At 63.6% G+C, this 19,941-nt stretch carries 22 protein-coding genes; 9 read left to right on the top strand and 13 right to left on the bottom strand.

What is annotated here, in order from left to right; all coding sequences use genetic code 11:
• Positions 1-4 precede the first annotated feature (4 nt).
• The 3 genes from VK804_RS06310 to VK804_RS06320 all read left to right on the top strand — a co-directional run bounded on the left by VK804_RS06310 (position 5) and on the right by VK804_RS06320 (position 3,033).
• The gene (locus VK804_RS06310) at positions 5-1,774 is read left to right on the top strand and encodes a branched-chain amino acid ABC transporter ATP-binding protein/permease (RefSeq protein ID WP_325368977.1); all 1,770 of its coding nucleotides are present in this window, start codon (positions 5-7) and stop codon (positions 1,772-1,774) included.
• Positions 1,771-2,502 (top strand): ABC transporter ATP-binding protein, encoded by a 732-nt coding sequence (locus VK804_RS06315; protein WP_325368979.1) that lies wholly within the window; start codon positions 1,771-1,773, stop codon positions 2,500-2,502. The genes VK804_RS06310 and VK804_RS06315 overlap by 4 nt, the downstream gene beginning before the upstream one ends.
• Before the next feature lie 135 nt (positions 2,503-2,637).
• A complete protein-coding gene (locus tag VK804_RS06320; RefSeq protein WP_325368981.1) occupies positions 2,638-3,033 on the top strand; it encodes an endonuclease domain-containing protein in 396 nt (131 codons plus the stop codon).
• 118 nt (positions 3,034-3,151) lie between these two features.
• Here the strand turns inward: VK804_RS06320 and VK804_RS06325 are convergent, their stop codons facing one another.
• From VK804_RS06325 to VK804_RS06365, 9 genes are all read right to left on the bottom strand, one after another.
• Positions 3,152-4,303, bottom strand: coding sequence for an ABC transporter substrate-binding protein (locus tag VK804_RS06325; protein ID WP_325368983.1), 1,152 nt, complete (start codon positions 4,301-4,303; stop codon positions 3,152-3,154).
• An 88-nt stretch (positions 4,304-4,391) separates the two neighbouring features.
• On the bottom strand, positions 4,392-4,811 hold the full coding sequence (locus VK804_RS06330) for a thioesterase family protein (RefSeq protein WP_325368985.1): 420 nt from the start codon (positions 4,809-4,811) through the stop codon (positions 4,392-4,394).
• Between the two features lie 244 nt (positions 4,812-5,055).
• Positions 5,056-5,817, bottom strand: coding sequence for an SDR family NAD(P)-dependent oxidoreductase (locus VK804_RS06335; protein ID WP_325368987.1), 762 nt, complete (start codon positions 5,815-5,817; stop codon positions 5,056-5,058).
• A gap of 18 nt (positions 5,818-5,835) precedes the next feature.
• Positions 5,836-7,731 carry a feruloyl-CoA synthase gene (locus tag VK804_RS06340; protein ID WP_325368989.1) on the bottom strand — a complete coding sequence of 632 codons (1,896 nt, stop codon included), beginning with the start codon at positions 7,729-7,731 and terminating at the stop codon, positions 5,836-5,838.
• A gap of 1 nt (position 7,732) precedes the next feature.
• On the bottom strand, positions 7,733-8,536 hold the full coding sequence (locus VK804_RS06345; RefSeq protein WP_325368991.1) for a crotonase/enoyl-CoA hydratase family protein: 804 nt from the start codon (positions 8,534-8,536) through the stop codon (positions 7,733-7,735).
• 183 nt (positions 8,537-8,719) lie between these two features.
• A complete protein-coding gene (locus VK804_RS06350) occupies positions 8,720-9,181 on the bottom strand; it encodes a DUF3237 domain-containing protein (RefSeq protein ID WP_325368993.1) in 462 nt (153 codons plus the stop codon).
• Between the two features lies 1 nt (position 9,182).
• Positions 9,183-10,502 (bottom strand): TRAP transporter permease, encoded by a 1,320-nt coding sequence (locus tag VK804_RS06355; RefSeq protein ID WP_325368995.1) that lies wholly within the window; start codon positions 10,500-10,502, stop codon positions 9,183-9,185.
• A 3-nt stretch (positions 10,503-10,505) separates the two neighbouring features.
• Positions 10,506-11,015: a TRAP transporter small permease gene (locus VK804_RS06360; protein ID WP_325368997.1), complete on the bottom strand. Its 510-nt coding sequence runs from the start codon at positions 11,013-11,015 to the stop codon at positions 10,506-10,508.
• A gap of 82 nt (positions 11,016-11,097) precedes the next feature.
• Positions 11,098-12,114, bottom strand: a complete 1,017-nt coding sequence (locus VK804_RS06365; protein ID WP_325368999.1) for a TRAP transporter substrate-binding protein — start codon at positions 12,112-12,114, stop codon at positions 11,098-11,100.
• A gap of 140 nt (positions 12,115-12,254) precedes the next feature.
• On the opposite strand from VK804_RS06365, the gene pobA reads away from it, so the two are divergent.
• The 3 genes from pobA to VK804_RS06380 all read left to right on the top strand — a co-directional run bounded on the left by pobA (position 12,255) and on the right by VK804_RS06380 (position 14,802).
• Entirely contained in the window at positions 12,255-13,424 is a 1,170-nt protein-coding gene (gene pobA / locus VK804_RS06370; RefSeq protein WP_325369001.1) for a 4-hydroxybenzoate 3-monooxygenase, read from the top strand.
• Positions 13,425-13,549: 125 nt separating this feature from the next.
• Entirely contained in the window at positions 13,550-14,128 is a 579-nt protein-coding gene (locus tag VK804_RS06375) for a glutathione S-transferase family protein (RefSeq protein WP_325369003.1), read from the top strand.
• A 260-nt stretch (positions 14,129-14,388) separates the two neighbouring features.
• Positions 14,389-14,802 carry a PaaI family thioesterase gene (locus tag VK804_RS06380; protein ID WP_325369005.1) on the top strand — a complete coding sequence of 138 codons (414 nt, stop codon included), beginning with the start codon at positions 14,389-14,391 and terminating at the stop codon, positions 14,800-14,802.
• 170 nt (positions 14,803-14,972) lie between these two features.
• On the opposite strand, the gene VK804_RS06385 is transcribed toward VK804_RS06380, so the two are convergent.
• The gene (locus tag VK804_RS06385; RefSeq protein WP_325369007.1) at positions 14,973-15,869 is read right to left on the bottom strand and encodes a LysR family transcriptional regulator; all 897 of its coding nucleotides are present in this window, start codon (positions 15,867-15,869) and stop codon (positions 14,973-14,975) included.
• A gap of 100 nt (positions 15,870-15,969) precedes the next feature.
• Here VK804_RS06385 and VK804_RS06390 point away from each other — a divergent pair, with 100 nt between their 5' ends.
• Positions 15,970-16,596 (top strand): pyridoxamine 5'-phosphate oxidase family protein, encoded by a 627-nt coding sequence (locus tag VK804_RS06390; RefSeq protein WP_325369010.1) that lies wholly within the window; start codon positions 15,970-15,972, stop codon positions 16,594-16,596.
• 3 nt (positions 16,597-16,599) lie between these two features.
• Here VK804_RS06390 and VK804_RS06395 read toward each other — a convergent pair whose 3' ends face one another.
• Positions 16,600-17,328 carry a glutathione S-transferase family protein gene (locus VK804_RS06395; protein WP_325369012.1) on the bottom strand — a complete coding sequence of 243 codons (729 nt, stop codon included), beginning with the start codon at positions 17,326-17,328 and terminating at the stop codon, positions 16,600-16,602.
• Positions 17,329-17,544: 216 nt separating this feature from the next.
• Between VK804_RS06395 and VK804_RS06400 the strand changes: the two genes are divergently transcribed.
• Complete coding sequence (locus VK804_RS06400; protein ID WP_325369014.1) at positions 17,545-18,243, top strand: YafY family protein; 699 nt, start codon at positions 17,545-17,547, stop codon at positions 18,241-18,243.
• Between the two features lie 46 nt (positions 18,244-18,289).
• The gene (locus VK804_RS06405; RefSeq protein ID WP_325369016.1) at positions 18,290-18,625 is read left to right on the top strand and encodes a YkgJ family cysteine cluster protein; all 336 of its coding nucleotides are present in this window, start codon (positions 18,290-18,292) and stop codon (positions 18,623-18,625) included.
• A 146-nt stretch (positions 18,626-18,771) separates the two neighbouring features.
• On the opposite strand, the gene VK804_RS06410 is transcribed toward VK804_RS06405, so the two are convergent.
• Positions 18,772-19,176 (bottom strand): hypothetical protein, encoded by a 405-nt coding sequence (locus VK804_RS06410; protein ID WP_325369018.1) that lies wholly within the window; start codon positions 19,174-19,176, stop codon positions 18,772-18,774.
• A 182-nt stretch (positions 19,177-19,358) separates the two neighbouring features.
• Positions 19,359-19,715 carry a DUF3307 domain-containing protein gene (locus tag VK804_RS06415; RefSeq protein WP_325369098.1) on the bottom strand — a complete coding sequence of 119 codons (357 nt, stop codon included), beginning with the start codon at positions 19,713-19,715 and terminating at the stop codon, positions 19,359-19,361.
• Positions 19,716-19,941 lie beyond the last annotated feature (226 nt).

Consider the following 19,941-nt stretch of genomic DNA (forward strand, 5'->3'; position numbering starts at 1 on the left):
CGCGATGAAGCAGCGGCTGCCGATCATCGTGTTCGCGCTCGTCATGGCGGCGATTCCGTTCGTGCCCGGCATGCCGCCGTTCTGGATCGTGCTCTTGGACAATATCGGGCTGTCCGCGCTGGTGGCGATGGGGCTCGTGCTGCTGACCGGCGTCGGCGGCCTCACCTCCTTCGGCCAGGCGGCGTTTTGCGGATTTGGGGCCTATACGACGGCGGTGCTGACCACCGCCTATGGCCTCTCGCCATGGCTGACGTTGCCGATGTCGCTGTTGGTGAGCGGCATCGCCGCGGTCCTTCTCGGAATCGTCACCGTGCGGCTGTCCGGCCATTATCTGCCGCTCGGCACCATCGCCTGGGGACTCGGGCTGTTCTATCTGTTCAGCAAGCTCGAATTTCTGGGGCGCAACGACGGCATCTCCGGCATCCCGCCGCTTTCGATCGGCAGCCTGCGGATGATCGACCCCGGCACGATCTATTTCGCGATCTGGATCGCGGTGCTGATCTCCGCGCTGTTGACGATGAACCTGCTGGACTCGCGCACCGGGCGCGCCATCCGCGCGCTGCGGCGCGGGCATATTGCCGCCGAAGCGTTTGGGGTACAAACGCCGCGCGCCAAACTTTTGGTCTTTATCTATGCGGCGGTACTTGCCGGCCTTTCGGGCTGGCTCTATGCGCATTTCGTGCGCGCGGTCAATCCGACCCCGTTCGGCGCGCAGGCCGGCATCGAATATCTGTTCGTCGCGGTGGTCGGCGGCGCCGGCTATGTCTGGGGCGGCGTGCTCGGCGCCGCCATCGTCGTGATCCTGAAGGAGTTATTGCAGAGCTACCTGCCCTATGTGTTCGGCGGGCAAGGCCAGCTCGAGACCATCGTGTTCGGCATCCTGCTGGTGGCGCTGTTGCAACTGGCGCCGACCGGGGTCTGGCCCTGGCTGATGGCGCGACTGCCGTTCAAGCCGGCCCGCAAGCGGCCCGATACTTCGCTTGTCTTGCCCGCCCGGGCGAAACCGCCGGGCACGCCGGAGGTGCTGCTGCAGGTCGAGGGCGCGCGAAAGCAGTTCGGCGGCGTGATCGCGGTCAACGACGTCTCGTTCGACGTGCAGGCCCGCGAGATCGTCGCGCTGATCGGGCCGAACGGCGCCGGCAAGAGCACGACCTTCAACCTGATCACCGGCGTGCTGACAAAGTCCGGCGGCACGATTTCCGTGCTCGGCAGGAACATCGACAACGCACCGCCGCAACAGGTTGCAAAGCTCGGCATCGCCAGGACCTTCCAGCACGTCAAGCTGGTGCCGGACATGACGGTGCTGGAAAACGTTGCGATCGGCGCGCATCTGCGCGGGCACGCCGGCGCGCTCGCCAGCATGTTCCGGCTCGATCGATCGGACGAAGCAAGGCTGCTCGCGGAAGCGGCGCGCCAGATCGAGCGCGTCGGGCTCAGTGACCAGATCGACGCGCCCGCCGGCTCGCTCTCGCTCGGCCAGCAGCGCATCGTCGAGATTGCGCGTGCGCTGTGCATCGATCCGATGCTGCTCTTGCTCGACGAGCCCGCCGCAGGCTTGCGTCATCTGGAGAAGCAGCGGCTCGCCGCGCTGCTGCGCAGCTTGCGCGACGGCGGCATGTCGGTGCTGCTGGTCGAGCACGACATGGGGTTCGTGATGGATCTCGCCGACCGCGTCGTGGTGCTCGACTTCGGCACCAAGATCGCCGAAGGCACGCCGCAGGCGATCAAGACCAATCCCGATGTCATCAAGGCCTATCTCGGAGCGGCCGCATGAATGCGCTGTTGCGGGTAGCCGATGCCCACATCGCCTATGGCAAGGTCGAAGCGGTGCGCGCGGTATCGCTCGAGGTCGGCGACAACGAGATCGTCACCATCATCGGCGCCAACGGCGCCGGCAAGAGCACGCTGCTCAACGCCATTATGGGGATTTTGCCGCTGAAGGGCCGTGTCGTCTTTGCCGGCGATGACATGTTGCGCGCCGAGATCGAAGACCGCGTCGCGGCGGGCTTGAGCCTGGTGCCGGAGCACCGCGAATTGTTCGCCACCATGAGCGTGGAAGACAATCTGCAGCTCGGCGCGTTCCGGATCGCCCGGGCGGTCGCGACAAGATCCTTCGAGCGAGTCTACACGCTGTTTCCCCGCCTGAAGGAGCGGCGCCGGCAGCTCGCCGGCACGCTGTCGGGCGGCGAGCAGCAGATGCTGGCAATGGGCCGCGCGCTGATGGGCGCGCCAAAGCTATTGATGCTGGACGAGCCGAGCCTCGGGCTGGCGCCGATCATCGTCGCCGACATCTTCCGCACCATTTTCGAACTTCGCGCCAGCGGCGTCTCCGTGCTGCTCGTCGAACAGAACGCGCAGGCCGCGCTAAAGATCGCCGACCGCGCCTATGTGATGGAGCTCGGCGAATTCATCCTGAACGGCCCGGCCAAGGAGATCGCCGCCAACGCGCGTGTGGCCGCGAGCTATCTCGGCTTTACCCATGAGGGCGAGAGCGCGATTTGAATCGCGCTTGCGTTTAGACCGCTGTCGCGTTTCACTTCACCCTCCCCTGGAGGGGGAGGGTCGCTTGGACCGGACGATGCGCAGCATCGTTCGGTCTAAGCGGGGTGGGGTGATCTATCCGCGAGTGCAATGCCCATGGTGTCCACATCCATCCGCCGCGCAGCAGCCAAGCGACTTCGGGCCAACACGACGCCGCACGAGCGCATATTGTGGCGCGCGCTGAAGGAACTGCCGGTCGAAGGCACACACTTCCGGCGGCAGGCGCCGATCGGTCCCTATGTCGTCGACTTTTTCTGCCCGGCCAAGCATTTGATCATCGAACTTGACGGCGGACATCATAACGATGACGAAACTGCCAGGCGTGATCAAGAAAGACAGCGTTGGCTGGAGCAGGAGGGATATCGGGTTGTTCGCTTCTGGAATTCCGAGATCACCCGTGACCTGACGGCAGTACTCGAACGGATTTATGTTGAATTGTATGGTTCGCGTGACGCAGAAGCCGAACTACTGAAACACCGCCGTCGACGATAGACTGTCACCCCGCCCCCGCCCGCATCGGACGATGCTTCGCATCGCCGAATGCGGACGACCCTCCCCCTCCAGGGGAGGGTAAGGAAGAGTCGAACTCGATATTGACCGAGTTGCAATCTCACTTCACCAGCACGTATTTCCCGTCCTTCACCGTCAGCAAAATCCGCGCGCGGTCGTCGAGGCCGTAGCGGTCTTTTTCGGTGAAGTTGTAGACGCCCTGGCTGGCGGCGATGTCGCGTTCGCTGAGCAAGGCCTGGCGGATCGCCTCGTGGAATTCCGGCGTGCCGGGTTTTGCCGTCTTCAGCGCCACCGGGATGACGCGCCCCAGCACCAGGAAGGCGTCGTAGGAATGGCCGGCGAACTGGCTGCGGCTGTTGGGGCCGTATTTGGCCTCATAGGCCTTGTCCAGCGCCATGCCGGGCTTCTTAGTCAGCGCGCTGTCAGGCTGGTCCTCGGGATCCATCACCGGACCGGACGCCATGATCACGCCCTCGGCAGCGGGACCTGCGATGCGGATGAAGTCCATGCTGGCGGCGCCGTGATTGTGGTAGATCAACCCCTTGTAGCCCCGCGCGCGCAGTTCAGTCTGCGGCAACGCCGCAGCCGTGCCCGACCCACCGACCAGGATCGCGTCCGGATTGGCGGCGATCAGCTTCAGCACTTGCCCCGTGACCGACGTATCCGGGCGCGCATAGCGCTCCTCATCAACAATCGTCAAGCCGAGCGGCACGCCCTGGGTCTTGAGATCGTTGAACCAGAGGTCGCCGTAGGAATCGGAGTAACCGATATAGCCGACGGTCTTTATGTTGTGCGCCTTCATGTGCGCGTACAAGCCCTTGCCCATCAGCGGCACCGGCTGCGGCATCGTCACCGACCATTTAGCGCGCTCCGGCGTGATCGGGAATGGCGCGAGACCGATATGTGGAATGCCCGCCTCGTTGGCGACGTTGGACACCGCGATCGTTGTCGGCGTGATCGAGGATCCCATAATGATGTCGGCCTTGGACTCCGTGACGAACCGCCGCGCATTGGTCGTGGCAGTGGTCGGATCGCCGCCATCGTCGAGCACGATGACCTTCAGCGGCACGCCGCCGATCTCCTTGGCGACGAATTCCAGCGCGTTGCGCTCGGGAATGCCGAGCGCCGCGCCTGGGCCGGTGGTGGTGACGGTGATGCCGATCACGATCTCATTGGTTTGCGCCAGCGCGGGTAGCGCCGGCAGAGCGAGCGACGCCGCGATCACGGCTGCGGACAGGTAAAGCCTTTTCATTCGTTCCTCCCGTTAAGTGTTGTTCTTAGTCTAGATCAAAATTCGCCCGACATTTCAGCCCCTTCTTTAGGTCATACCATCAGGCGAGTCAGCCCCGCATGAACCTGGCGACGATTTCCTCCGGCACCGCGGCCGATTTCAGCCGCGCCGGATCGTCGGGGTGACGGCCGACCAGCACCCTGGTCTCGAACGCCTCGATCGCCAATGCCTCGGCCTTGAACACCTTGTGGGTGACCTCGAAACTCGAGCGCTTGAAGCTCTCGACCCGGCTCTCGATCGTGATCCAGTCGCCATGGGTGGACGCGATGTAGAATTTCGCCCGGGTATCCACCATGGGAATGCCGACCAGGCCGTACTTCTTGATGATGTCCTGCTTGGAGAAGCCGGCGGCCTCGAACATGATCGAGGTCGAATCGTCGAACATCGCGAAATAGCGCGGGTAGTAAACGATATTGGCGGGGTCGCAATCGCCCCACTGTATCTGCAAATCGCGACGATGAACGAACATGGCTTCAACCTTGTTTCAGTCTGGGCAATATCGCGCAGCAACGGCGGTCGGCTCCCTCTCCCGCCCTTCGCGGGGGAGGGTTGGGGTGGGCGTGCCAGCCAAGCAACAGATGTCGCGTGGATAGAATTCCCCCACCCGCCGCGCTCCGGACGATGCTTCGCATCGCTCGGCGCGCGTCGACCTCCCCCGCAAGCGGGGGAGGTGAAGGAATGCACGTCGCAAATTTCAATTCGCCAACCATCACTCAGCGCGGCGCCATGCGCAGCGATGCGTCGAGCCGCACCACCTCGCCGTTGAGATAGGGATTGTCGATCATGTGCATCGCAAGCAGCGCGAATTCGTCGGGCTGGCCGAGACGATGCGGGAATGGAATCGCGGCGGCAAGCGAGTCCTGTGCCTCCTGCGGCAGGCTGCCGAGCAGCGGGGTGAGGAACAGGCCGGGCGCGATGGTGAGAACGCGGATTCCGAACTGCGCCAGTTCGCGCGCGATCGGCAAGGTCATGCCGACAATGCCGCCCTTGGACGCCGAGTAGGCGGCCTGCCCGATCTGGCCGTCATAGGCAGCGACGGAGGCGGTGTTGATCACGGCGCCGCGCTCGCCGCCCTCGAGCGGTGCAAGCTTCGACATCTCGGCCGTCGCAAGCCGGAGCATGTTGAACGTGCCGATCAGATTGACCTTGATGACCCTCTCGAAATCGGCGAGCGGATGCGGGCCATCGCGGCCGACCACGCGCTTGGCAACGCCGATGCCGGCGCAATTGACCAGCACGCGCGCCGGACCGTGCACCTTGGCCGCCTGCACGACCGCGGCCTCGGCCGAGGCGGCGTCGGTGACGTCGCAGGCAATGGCCGTGCCCTTGATCTCCGCCGCAACGCTTTCGGCAAGTTTTGCGTTGAGATCGCACACCGCAACCTTCGCACCCGCAGCCGCCAATCTTCGCGCGGTGGCCGCGCCCAGTCCCGAGGCGCCGCCGGTGACGATGGCCGCATGATCCTTCAACTGCATGATTCTCTCCCTGACGAATTATTGTTTGGAATTTGGCAGCAGCGTTATCACGTGTTCGGCCGGCGTCGGCGAGTAAAGCTCGTCGATCAGCGCGGCGCGAGCGTCCAGCACCGCGCGCTGGTTGATCGAGCCCTTGTCGGTGACCTCGCCGCGGTCGATCGAGACCGGCGTATCCAGCAGCACCGCGCGCGCGATCCGGGTCGACGATCCCGTCGAGGTCGCGAGGAATCTTGCAAAGCGCTCGCGGAAGGCCTCAACGATCAGGGAATCGGCCGCGGCAGCGGCAAGGTCGTCCAGCGCCAACGTCGGATTGATCAGCCGGCAGCCGTCGAGATCGAGAATCACCAGCGCCGATATCTCGTCGCGGTTGATGCCCGCGATGACCACGTCGCGCACCAGCGGCGCGCAGGCTGCGATGAAGCGGGCGCGCAGCGGGCCGACGCTGACCCAGGTGCCGCTGGCCAGCTTGAAATCCTCGGCGATGCGGCCGTCGAAATCGAAGCCGGCGTGCAAATCGGCAGGATCCGCCGGCTTGAGCGCATCGCCGAACTTGTAAAAGCCTTCCTCGTCGAAAGCGGCGGCGGTGAGTTCCGGCTGCCGCCAATAGCCCGGCGTAACGTTCGGCCCACGGCAGCGAACCTCCAGCTTGCCGTTATTGGGCACGAGCTTGGCGTCGTTGCCGGGCACGGGAAGCCCGACATGGCCGGAGCGGCTGGTGGAAGGAGTGACCGACATGAAGAACGGCGCGGTCTCGGTGGCCCCTAACCCGGTCAGCATCGGCACGCGGAATCCGGTTTCCTGCAAAGACAGTTCGTCGAGGCTGTTCCAGACGAACGGCGACAGCGCCGCGCCGGAAAAAAACATCGCATGCAGCCGGGAGAAGAATTTCGCCCGCAACGCCTTGTCGTCGCGCAGGTATGGCAATAGCGATTCGTAGCCCTTGGGCACATTGAAATAGACCGTCGGCGCAATTTCGCGCAGGTTCCGCACGGTCTCCTCGATGCCGCCGGGCATCGGCTTGCCCTGGTCGAGATACATCGAGCCGCCGTTGTAGAGCGTCAGCCCGATATTGTGATTGCCGCCAAAGGTGTGATTCCACGGCAGCCAGTCGACAATGACCGGCGGCTCGTCCTTGAGGAAGGCCATGGTTTCGCGGATCATCACCTGGTTGGCGCAGATCATCGCCTGCGTATTGACGACCGCCTTGGGATTTCCGGTCGAGCCGGAGGTCAGCAGGAATTTGGCGATCGTGTCCGGACCGATTGCCTCATGCACGGTGTCGAGGCTGGGATGCAGCGGCGTCGCCATCAGGCTGGCGAGCGCGGTGACGTCGCGCCCTGGTAGCGCGCCAGAGGCGACGACGATCTCGGTTCCGAAGGAGACATTGGCTTCCAGGGCGGTAGCGAATTTATCCGCGTCGTCGGCGAAGACGAGGCCGGGGGTCAACAGCTTCATCAGATAGGACAGCTTGCCAAAATCCCGCGATACCAGCGAATAGGCAGGGGATACCGGGCAAAACGGAATCCCCGCATAGAGCGCGCCGAACGCCATCAAGGCATGATCGATCGAATTGCCGGAAAGGATCACCAGCGGTCTCTCGGCGGAAAGGCCGCGCGCCAGCAGGGCTGAGGCGATATGCCGGCTCGCGGTCAGCAGTTCGGCGTAAGTGATCTGCCGCCACGAGCCGCCGCCAACGCGCTCCGCCATGAAGACGCGATCTGGTTCGGCGCCGGCCCAATGGTGCAGGCGGTCGGTGAGGCGGACAGGATATTCGCCGAGCGCAATTTTTGGCCGCAGATAAATCGTACCATCGTCGCGGCGCTCGATCGTAACAGAGGGATCGCCGAACGAAATCGGACGCAGCGGGGCATCGCTGCACATGGTGGGGGCCGAACTGTTGGCTGTCGCGCTCATGTCAGGCCGGCTTCACCTTGGCGGTCTTGCGGTCGAGGAAGGCGCGGATGCGCAATTTGGCCTCCTTGTCGCTTTGCGCCACCGTCGCCATCAGCGATTCCATCAACAGCCCGGTCTGCGGATTGGCTTCCGCGATCATCGGCAGCGCCTGCAGCACGGCGAAATTGGTCAGCGGCGCATTATCGGCGACTTTTGCCGCAAGCTCCATCGCCTTGGGCAAAGCGCCGTCTTTCTCGACGAGATATTGCGCAAAGCCGTAAGACGCGCCCTCGGTCGCGGAATAGACCCGCCCCGTGAGCATCATGTCGGTCATCCGCGCCACCCCGATCAGCCGCGGGAGCCGCACCGATCCGCCGCCGCCGACAAAAATGCCGCGCTGGCCTTCGGGCAGCGCGAAATAGGCTGACGGCTCGGCGACCCGGATATGCGCGGCACAGGCAAGCTCCAGCCCGCCGCCGATGACAGCTCCCTTCAGCGCCGCGATCACGGGCACGCGGCAATATTGCACACGGTCGAACACCCGGTACCACATCTGCGAATGCCGCAGGCCGTCGGTAGCGTCGTGCTCGGTCAATTCCGAGAGGTCCAGACCGGACGAGAAATGCTCACCCACGCCATGGATCACCACCGCGCCGATGCCATCGGGAATGTCAGCAAAGCAGTCCTGGATCGCGAGGATGATGCCGTCGTTCAGCGCGTTGCGTTTTGCGGGGCGGTTGAGGCCCACGGACAGCACCGGGCCCGAACGCTCGACCTTGAGCAGCGCGGAAGGCTCCGCTTTGGCGGCGGGGGCGGCGTTTCCCATGGGCTTATTACGTCCTGTCCAGAATAGTTATGTTTTATAACGATTGGACGGGGAGTCAACAAGGCTCTCTCTCGAAACCGTCATTGCGAGGAGCGCAGCGACGAAGCAATCCATGCTTCCTTCGCGGAGCCATGGATTGCTTCGCTTCGCTCGCAATGACGAGTAGGCCCCCGCCTGATGGCCTCACAGCACCTGATGCATGTCGATCTCGACGCGATCCGGGTGCCTTGCGCCGACGCCGATGAACAGGTTCTCCATCAGCCAGCGGTATTTTTCACTGCCGGTTTCGAATTTCGGCACCGAGCGGAAATAGATCGACGCGGGATCGACGATCTCGCCTTTGGCGATGCGGTCGAGCAATTCCTTACGCCCGAAGCGGATGCCGATGTTCTCGATGTAGACGATGGCGCCATCGTCCAGCTCAAAGGCGTATTTCGCTTCCAGTTCCGTAAAACCGTTCGGGCGAATGGTCTGAAAATCCGCGCCGACCGGAAAGATCGTTCCCTTGAAGCCGTTGCCGAAAACTTCGCCGCCGAGGATCGGGATCACGCGCCTGACACCATGGCCGTGATCGCCGGCAATGATCGGCGCGCCGACCTTGATGGCGAGACTGAAGACGTATTTGGTTTGGAGTGCGGGTGCCATTCTAATGCGCCATCATGCGTTGCGGCAGCCAGGTCGCCAGGATCGGAAAGGCGATCAGGATGACCAGCCGGACCAGGTCGGTCGCCACGAACGGCAGCACGCCCTTGAAGATCGTGGCAAAGGACACGTCCTTGACCACGCTCTTGATGACGAAGACGTTCATGCCGACCGGCGGATGGATCAGGCCGAGCTCCACCGTCATCACGATGATGACCCCGAACCAGATCGGGTCGAAGCCGAGATGAGAGATCACGGGAAAGATGATCGGCACCGTGAGGATGATCATCGCCATGGCGTCCATCAGGCAGCCCAGCACGAGATACATCACCATGATCAGCGCCAGCACGCCGTAGGGGCCGAGACCGAGCCCGGTGAGAAATTCCGTGACCTTCTGCGGCGTCTGCGTCACCGTGAGGAAATAGCCGAAGATCAGCGCGCCGATCAGCACCGTGAACACCGCCGCCGCGGTGCGGGTCGCCTGCAACAGCGAGGCGAGGATTTTTTCCCTGTCGAGCCGACCGGTGGCGACACCGATCAGGAACGCGCCGGTGGCGCCGACGCCGCCGGCCTCCGTTGGCGTAAAGCGCGGCAGGAATGGCAGGCCGTAGAGCCCGCCGATCACGAACACGAACAGCAGCACCGGCGCCCAGATGTCCTTCAGTCCGGCAAAACGCTCGCGCCAGGTGGTGGTGGCGCCTTTCGGCAGGAAGCCCGGCCGCAAATAGCCGATCAGCGCGATGGTGATCATGTACATGGTCATCGCGAGCAGGCCGGGAACGATGCCGGCCATGAACAATTTGCCGATGTCCTGCTCGGTGATGATGCCGTAGACCGCAAGCACGGTCGAGGGCGGCAGCATCGCCCCCAGCGTGCCGCCGGCCGCGATCACGCCGGTGGCAAAGGATTGCGGATAGCCGAAGCGGCGCATTTCCGGATAGGCGACCGCCGAAAATGTCGCGGCCGTTGCGACCGACGAGCCGCAGATCGCGGCAAAACCGCCGCAGGCCGCGACCGTTGCGATCCCGAGGCCGCCGCGCAGATGTCCGACAAAACCGTTGGCGGCGCGGAACAAATCACGGCTCATGCCGGAATTGCTGACGAAGGTGCCCATCAGCAGGAACATCGGAATCACGCCGAAGGTATAGTCGGTCACCGTGCGCATCGAGGTCTGGCCGACCAGCTTCAGCGCCGGCGTGCCGCCCACGAGATAGCCGAAGCCGGAAACACCGACCAGCCCCATCGCCATGCCGACCGGCACGCGCAACAGCATCAGCGCGAACAGCGCGACGAATCCAAGGATCGCGACGGCGTCGGTGCTCATGCCCTACTCCGTGGCCGCGATCTTGGGGTCGTGCATCTCTTCGGGATGGAAGATCAGCCGGTAGGTGCGAATCGCGATCAGCAGCACTGCGGAGACGTCGCCGATCCACGCCACCGCGAAGAACGGCCAGGTCGGCATATGCATGTCGAAGGTGAGGACGTGATCGTTATAGGTGCCGCGCACCTTGTCGAACAGCGTCCAGGTCTGCACGGTGACGACGAACAGCAGGACCAGGGTTGCGAACACGTCGATCCAGCGTTGGTACCTTGGGCCGACATTGGCCCAGACCAGATCGACGGTGATATGGCCGCCGCGATAGCTCGTCGCGGCGATGCCCCAGAAGATCAGGATGCCGAGCAGCATGCGCCCGATGTCGAAGGAATCCGGAATCGCATAGTTGAAGAGATTGCGCAGCAGCACCGCGACGAAGATGTTGGCGGCGACGATGCCGACGAAGCCGGCCGCGATCCATTCGATCGTATCGATGAAACGGTCCATCGACGCGCGCTTCATGTCCGCTCCGGAGGGTCAGAGGATTAAGGTAAGAAAACGGCGGCGGGATCGTCCCGCCGCCGCGGTGAAATGCGATTGCGCCCTATTGCGCCAGGGCGTTGTACTTGGCGAGCGAGGCGCGAAGGTCCGTCAGCGCCGCGTCCGGATCGGTCCCGGTCTTCCGGACGGCGTCGGCCCAGGTCTTGACCAGCGGCTCGGCGGCCTTTTTCCACAGCGCGGTCTGGTCCGCCGTCAGCTTGTAGACCTCGTGCCCCTCCTCCGCCTTCACCTTGTCGATGCCGGCGTCCTCGAACTTGCCCCAGGGCTCGCCGACGCGGCCGGCGGCCTCGGTATTGCAGTTGTCGTCGATCGCCTTCTTCTGACGGTCGGACATCTCGTTATACTTGTCCTTGTTCATCACGAAGGCGAAGGTCGTGACATAGAGCGGCGCGTCCATGTGATACTTCGTCACCTTGTCGATGCCGAACAGCACCAGCGATCCCCACGGGAAGGTGAGCGCGTCGGCGACGCCGCGCTCGATGATGTCGCGCGCCTCCGGCGCCGAAGACTGCACGTTGGTGCCGCCGAGAAGGGTGACGAAATTCGCGATGGTGGCATCCGCAGGGCGGATCTTCATGTCCTTGATGTCGTCAGGCACCACGATCTTCTTGGTGCGCGAGTGGAACGACGACGGCGCATGGATGAAGGCGAGGCAGAATTTTACGTCCTTCATCTCCGTCCCGGCATATTTCCGGTACCAGGCATCCAGCCCCTCCGAGCCGCCCTTGGCGCTCGACATCAGGAACGGCAGCTCGCCGGCACCGATGATCGGGAAGCGGCCGGGCTGGTAGCCCGGATTGATATAGGTGACGTCGGCGATGCCGTCGCGCGCCATGTCGTAATGGTCGAACGCCTTGCCGAGCTGCTGGGCGGGATAGACCTTGTAATGGATGGTGCCGCCGCTTTCCTTCTCGACCGCCGCGCCCCAGTCCTCCAGCGCCTTCTGCAGCGGGTGCGAGGCCGGCACCCAATGTGACAGTTTCAGCTCGAAGGTCTTTTCCTGCGCGAGCGCAGGCGTCACGCTGGCGGCCAGCAGCAACGCCAAGAACGTCTTCCTCATCGAGATCGTCTCCCCTCTGATATCAGGGCTTCAATCGCCCTTTGCAGATATTGTTATATGATATAATTATCATTGCAAGACGGGCGGCTACGCCCGTAAGCGGCTCACGTTGAAGCCTATAGCAATCAGGGGGGCAAGTATTGCGGACAAAAGTAGCAATCATTGGCGCGGGGCCGGCGGGATTGCTGCTGGGGCAACTGCTTCATAGCTACGGTGTCGACAACATCATCCTGGAGCGCCAGACGGGCGAATACGTGCTCGGCCGCATCCGCGCCGGCCTGTTGGAAGAAGGCACTGTGGCGCTGCTCGATGAAGTCGGCGCAGGCGCGCGGGCGCATCGCGAGGGGCTGCTCCATGACGGCATCGAACTCGCCTTTTCAGGCAGCCGTCATCGCATCGACATGAAGGCGGCCACCGGCAAGACGGTGATGATCTACGGCCAGACCGAAGTGACGCTGGACCTGATGAACGCGCGCAAGGCCGCCGGCCTGATTTCGGTGTATGAAGCCAGCGACGTCAAACCGCATGATTTCGACACCGATCATCCGCGCGTCAGCTATGTCAAGGACGGAGTCACCCACGAGATCGCATGCGACTTCATCGCCGGCTGCGACGGTTTTCATGGCGTCAGCCGCGCCTCGGTAAAACCTTCCGCGATCCGGACGTTCGAGCGGGTCTATCCGTTCGGCTGGCTCGGGATCCTGTCGGAGACGCCGCCGGTCAGCCACGAGTTGATCTACTCCAATCACGCGCGGGGATTTGCGCTGTGCACGATGCGATCGATGCACCGCAGCCGCTATTACGTGCAATGCTCGCTCGACGACCACGTTGATCAATGGCCGGATGAGCGATTCTGGGACGAGTTGAAGCGGCGGCTTGACCAAAGGGCGGTCGATCATCTCGTCACCGGGCCCTCGATCGAAAAGAGCATCGCTCCCTTGCGCAGCTTCGTCGCCGAGCCGATGCGGTTCGGGCGGATGTTTCTCGCCGGCGACGCCGCCCACATCGTGCCGCCGACCGGCGCCAAGGGCCTCAACCTCGCCGCCAGCGACGTGCATTATCTGTCGCGGGCCTTGCGCGAATATTACGACGAGAAATCCTCCGCAGGCGTCGATGGCTATTCCGAAAAGGCACTGTCGCGGGTCTGGAAGGCGGTGCGCTTTTCATGGTGGATGACCTCGATCCTGCATAAGTTCCCCGATCAGGGCGACATCGGCGCGCGTATTCAACTGGCCGAACTCGACTATCTCGTCAACTCGAAGGCGGCGGCGACATCGCTGGCGGAGAATTATGTGGGATTGCCGTACTGAGGATTGAAATTCGCGGCGGCCCCGCCGCCGTCATTGCGAGGAGCGCGAGCGACGAAGCAATCCATTCTGGCAGCGGTGCTGCGTCGTGGATTGCTTCGCTTCGCTCGCAATGACGAGGTCATACCATGCTTACCCTCTATTTCGCCCCTGGCTCCAGTTCGATGGCCGTGCACATTGCGCTGCACGAGATCGGCGTCCCCTTCGAGGCCAGGCCGATGTCGTTCAAGGCAAACGACCTGCGCTCCCCGGAATATCTGGCGCTCAATCCGGAAGGCAAGGTTCCGGCGCTGCTCGTCGACGGGTGTCCGCTGTTCGAGGTGCTGGCGATCCTGTTTTATCTGGCGAAACGCTTTCCAGACGCAAAACTGTTGCCGCGCGAAAATATCGAGGCCGAGGCGCAGGCGTTTTCATGGATGTCGTTCGCCGCCGCCACGCTGCATCCAGCGCGGCAGCGCGGACTGGATCATGCCATCGAGGTCTGGCAGATCGCCGACCGTCGGCTGGGCAGCAGCTGGGCGCTGGAGACTTATTCGATCGCCGACATCCATCTGTTTCGCCTGTACTGGCGGCTCGCCAATTCCCTGAAGCCCGCGGCGGGCACCTTCCCCCATCTCGAGGCGCATTACGCGCGCATGATGGCGCGGCCGGCGGTGCGGAAGACGATCGAGATTGAAACCGCGATCGGATATGAATTGCCGGCGTGAATGTTCTGTTGTCATTCCGGGGCGATGCCAACGGGTCCGGCCTTTGGCCGGCCCGATGACAGGCTCCGCATCGAACTACGATGTGCAATGGCACATCGGAGAATCTCGAGATTCCGGGTCTGGTCCTTCGGACCATCCCGGAATGACGGCGCGCCTTCCGTTTCAAACACCCGCCGAAATCCCGTTTAAAACTTTGTAAGCAGTGAATATCGCGCGCATCGCGCTTAATGATGGCCGCATCGGAAACACGCGAGCCGCATATGACCGATATCCCCCAGGGTTTCGAACGCCAGTCGCGGCGCAGTCCGCTCACCGATCCATGGGAGCCGATCTATTCGAAGCTGACTCCTGACGCGATCATCCTGGGCCTGCGGCTGGCGACGCCGCACACCAATGCGCGCGGGTTCGTGCATGGCGGGCTGATCGCAGCGCTGACCGATAAGGCGATGGGGCACAGCTGTGGCCACAAGATGCACGGCACCCATTCGCTCGTGACGGTCAGCATGTCCATCGATTTTGTCGGCAGCGCCCAGATCGGGCAATGGCTCACGGTCGAGACCGACGTGATCAAGACCGGCAGCACGCTCTGCTTCGCGCAGTGTTTGGTGAAGGCCGACGACGCGATCATCGCGCGCGCCAATGCGACGTTCCGCGTGGTGAAGAAGGGGGAATAGCCTTGCGCCCCGTCGCGAAGCCCACAACCGTCATGCCCGGCCTTGTGCCGGGCATCCACGTCTTCCTGCCGGACGAGGAAAAAGACGTGGCTGGCCGGGCATAGGCGAGCGACGCCGTCCTTCGGACGGCTATGCCCGGCCATGACGAGAGTTTTGTTTAGGGCCGAGCCTCACTTCCCAAAATGCCAGTCGCTCACCTCGATCACGAGATCGATGAACGCCCGCACCTTGGCCGACAACAGCCGCGAGGTCGGATAGACCAGGTGGATCGGCAGTGGCGGCGGCTCGAAATTCGCCAGCACGATTCTGAGCCCGCCGCGCCTGAGCGCGTCGGCCGCCTGATAGAACATCACCCGCGTCAGCCCGCCGCCTGATTCCGCATACTGGATCGCGGCATCGGCGCTGTTGGTGACAAATCGCGGCGCGGGCGTCACGCGGACCTCGCGGCCGTCCTCGACGAAACGCCAGTCCGGCGGCGCGGCGGTGGCGCCAAACTGGATCGTGGCGTGCGTGGCGATCGCCGCGGGCGTTGCGGGTTCGCCATGCGTCTCGAGATAGGCCGGTGCGGCGACCACGAGCCGCCTCATATCGCCGACCTGGCGCGCCACCAGGCTGGAATCCGCCAGGTGACCGATCCGGACCGCGAGGTCGACGCCGTCCTCGACCAGGTTGATCATGCGATCTTCCAGTCGCAATTCGCCGGCTACTTCGCCGTAGCGCTTCAGGTAGGCCGACATCACGGGGCTGACATGGAGGCGGCCGAAACCGACCGGCGCCGAGACCACAAGCCGTCCGCTCGGCTTGATACGTTCGCCCTCGGCCGCGCCTTCGGCTTCCTCGACGTCGGCAAGGATGCGGCGGGCGCGTTCGAGATAGCGGGCGCCGACATCGGTCAGCGCGACCTTGCGCGTGGTCCGCTGCAACAGCCGCGCGCCGAGCCGATCCTCCAGCGCCGCGATCAGCCGCGTCACCCCCGAAGGCGACAGCCCGAGCTTGCGCGCCGCCGGCGCAAAACCCTGGAGGTCGGCCACCGCGACGAAGGCCTGCATGGCGTCAATGCGATCCATGAGACTATTTCATATGTTGCAATGATGAAGTGTCAATGCGGCCGATTGTTTAATTTCTGAAGGGGGCCACTTTGATGGAAGAAAAACAGGGAAGTTTCCGATGTCCGACCTTCACACCTATTCCAGCGATGTCGCCTTCACCCCGTCCGTCAAGGCGATCCAGGCCCGCAAGGGGTCGCGCGGGGCGTATGCCCATGTCGAGGAGCGCGGTGGGTGGCGCACCGAAATCGACGAGAATCTCGCGGCCTTCCTGGCGCAGGCCGATAGCCTGTACTTCGCGACCGCTTCAGCCGACGGACAGCCTTATATCCAGCACCGCGGCGGACCGAAGAGGTTTTTGAAAATCCTGGACAAGACCACGCTTGCCTTTGCCGATTACAGCGGCAACCGGCAGTACATCACGCAAGGCAATCTCTCGGAAAATCCCAAGGCGCAGATCTTCCTGATGGATTATGCGCATCGCCGCCGGGTTAAAATCTGGGGCGAGGCGCGCGTGGTCGACGACGATCCGGCGCTGCTGCAGTCGCTGATGCCTAGGGGTTACGGGGCGCGGCCCGAGCAGGTGATCGTGTTCAGGATCGCGGCCTGGGACACCAACTGCCCGCAGCACATTCCGCAAAAATTCGATGCCGCCGATGTCGCCGCGGCGCTGGCTGCGCGCGATGCGCGGATCGCCGAACTGGAGGCGGAGCTCGCGGCCGCCAAGGCCGCGCCGGCTCCGGTGTAACCCTCAAGCCGCCTGGCGCAGCGGCGTCCAGCCAAAGTCCGGATAATGTTCCAGCATCATCCGGTCGACATAGGCGGTGAGATTGCCGAACTGTTCGGCCCGCGCGCGCAGGGGAGAGTCGAAGAACGGCGTCAGGATCCCCGCCAGCGTGGCGAACGCGGTGGCATCGGTGCCGCAGGCGCTATCGCCCATCAAATACGGCTTGTCGCCAAGCTGGACCGACAGCGCAAACAGCGAGCGCAGCGCCAGATCGACGTCGTCGTCGGGGGCATGGCGTCCGAGACCGCTCAGCAAATAGTTCTCGGCGACGCGGAATTGCGCGTCTTCGCGAAGCTTTTCGCGCAGATGCTCGGGCGCACCGTCGAACAGATGCGCCGGACCCTTGGCAAAATTCTCGGAATCGACCCAGCGCGCGCCAACCATCGCCCAATAGAGGTGATGCTCGATCATCCGCTCGAACGCCCAGGCCTGTGCGCGCGCCTGCAGGCTGAGCGGGGCGTCGAAATCGACGCCGTATTTGCCTTCGAGATGCGCGCGGATGAAGGTGGAATCGGCGATGCTTTCGTCCGCGTCGACGATATAGGGCAGTTGCCCCTTGGGCGAAGCCGGCGGCTTCGCCTTCTCCTTGCGAAAAGCGAGGCCCGCCATCTTCAGCTGGACCTCGGTCTTGGTCACGAACGGGCTGATTTCCGGCAGCCCAAAACCTTCGCCAAAGCCGTAAAGCGTGATCACGAGAGCGCTCCCGATTTCCTGAGCAGGCGCCTCAGGCTAGCCACCCCCTGCTGCCACCGTGGTGTCAGCAGCGGCGACACCGTCGTCCAAAGGTCGAGGCCGTAGATAATCATCATGGACAAATTCCTCTTCGTTTGAGTGTTGTCCCGTTATACTTGCCCCCTGCTGCCAACATGCTGTCAGCATCGATGGCAGCGCTCGGAAAAGAGATGAACCATGAGACGCGCCGACCGGCTGTTCCAGATCATCCAGGTGCTTCGGCGCACCCGCAAACCGCTGACGGCGGATGCGATCGCGGCGGAACTCGAAACCTCCAAGCGCACCATCTATCGCGACATCGCGACGTTGATGGAGCAGCGCGTGCCGATCCGCGGCGAGGCCGGCATGGGCTATATCCTGGAGAAGGGATTCGACCTGCCGCCGTTGATGCTCACCCCCGACGAGATCGAAGCCGCCGTGCTCGGCGCGCAATGGGTCGCCGGACACGCCGATCTGGTGTTGTCGCGCGCCGCCTCCGACCTGATCGCGAAAATCGCCGACACCGTTCCCGAACGCCTGCGGCCGTTCGTGCTCGAACCCGCCAGCCGCGCCCGCGCGGCCTGGCAGAGGGAGCCCGACCGCATCGACATGGCGCGGACGCGGGCGCAGATCCACGAGGGGCGGAAAATCACGCTGCGCTATCGCGACGAGCAGGGCCGCGACAGCGAGCGCACGATCTGGCCGATCGCCATCGGCTATCACGAGGCGGTGCGGATTCTGGCGGCCTGGTGCGAGCTGCGGCGGGATTTTCGCAGCTTCCGGACCGATCGCGTGGTCGACGCCGCCTATCTCGACGAGAAATATCCGGAGCGGCGCGACCTGCTGCGGGCGCGATGGCGCAGGAGCCTGGTCTGGGAAGCGCCGAAGGATACCTGATGGATACATGATGGCGGACCGGTTCATTCCGCGCTAGACGGTCGCCATGGAGCATGCCGGTCCAGCCCTCGATGCCGAAAGCCTCTGCCAGGCTTGCGGCGCCTGCTGCGCCTATTCGGCCAACTGGCCGCGCTTCTCGACCGAGGACGACGCGGCGCTGGATTCGATCCCGGCACAATTTGTCAACGAGAAATCTTCCGGCATGCGCTGCGATGGCGACCGCTGTTCGGCCTTGTCGGGCAAGGTCGGCGTCGCGACCTCCTGCACCATTTACGCCATGCGGCCCGAAGTCTGCCGCACCTGCATGCCCGGCGATGCCGAGTGCGCGATGGCGCGGCGCAAGCATGGGCTGCCGGTGTTGGCGGAATCGGCGGATCAGTAGGGTGGGCAAAGGCGCTCTTGCGCCGTGCCCACCGCGACGAGACCGGCAGTCACGTATTGTTGCAAGATGGTGGGCACGCGGAGCCTGTCATCGGGCGCGCATTCGCGCGACCCGTTGGCTTTGCCCACCCTACAAACCGTTGGGATTTAAGCCGTCACAGCTTCCACAAAATCCTCGTCGTCGAGTTCATCCTCGATCGGCGAGAAAGTCGAGAGCGGCTTGGTCGAGAGCGTGATCGGCTTGCGGTTGCCGTAGGACGAGGACGGCGCGGCGCGCGCGGCGGGTTCGCGCGACAGCGCGTAGAGCGTGGAACCGACGCGGCCGCCGAGCTGGATCAGTTCGCGCTCGCTGCAGCTTGCCGCGATCGCGATCGCCAGCGAGTGCAAATGGCTGCGGCGGTAGCAGAACAGCGCCAGCATCGCCCGGACGTCGGAGGTCACGCTGTCGACGAGCTTGGGCAAGCCATTCTCGCTGGCACGGTACATTTCGCCCAGCAGTTCGTCCCGGACCGGGCAGAAATCGTTCTCGAAGGCGTCGCGGCTTGAAAACATCTGCGTATCTCCCCGCTACGTAGGATGCAGTGCAACTCTCTAACGAAAGGTTAACCAGCGCACCCAGTAGTCCTCCGGGGGTCTTGATCGAAGCCTGCGAATCGGAACGCGCCAAGCCTGCGGCAATCCGATCGGAGCCAGGCCACCGCCTGCGCGGGGAGGACCCGCGTCCATGAACGCCGTCAGCCGTTGGCCGCCATGAAAATCGACAGGCCGAAATCGGTGAGATGGTGCAGCGCCTGGTCGACCCCGATCAGGGTCCAGAACCACGGGTGCTTGTTCTCCTGCGTCATGCCGAAATGCGCGGCGCAGAATCCCTTGGCACGATCGATGGTGATGTGGATGGCGAAATCGATCAGGGCGACGAACCAGAACCGCGGCGCCACGATCAGGATCAGGGTCAATGCAACCGCAAGGTGCACGAGGCAATGCGCCAAGAGCGGCAGCGCCCAGCCGTGCTTCTGGTCCTTGCCGATCGCCATCCAGGATGTCTGCAGCACGAAATCGGCGATGATGTGCTTGACGGTCAGCAGCAACATCCATCCGATCAGCGCAGCCAACGGAACCGACGAGGACAGGGAGGGAAACGACAAGCTGAACGTCCTCGCTCGGACTGACTTGAAAATGACACGGGCGGCAACGGAGGCTTGGTGCCCCTTCTAAACCCCGGACATCGCCCGGTATTGCCCTTTTATGACATCTCCCGGGCCGGATTGCACCTGCATGGAACTCGAAAAACGCCAGGTGTTGCCGAACGGCGATAGG

This window comes from Bradyrhizobium sp., assembly GCF_035484855.1.
GTDB lineage: Bacteria > Pseudomonadota > Alphaproteobacteria > Rhizobiales > Xanthobacteraceae > Bradyrhizobium.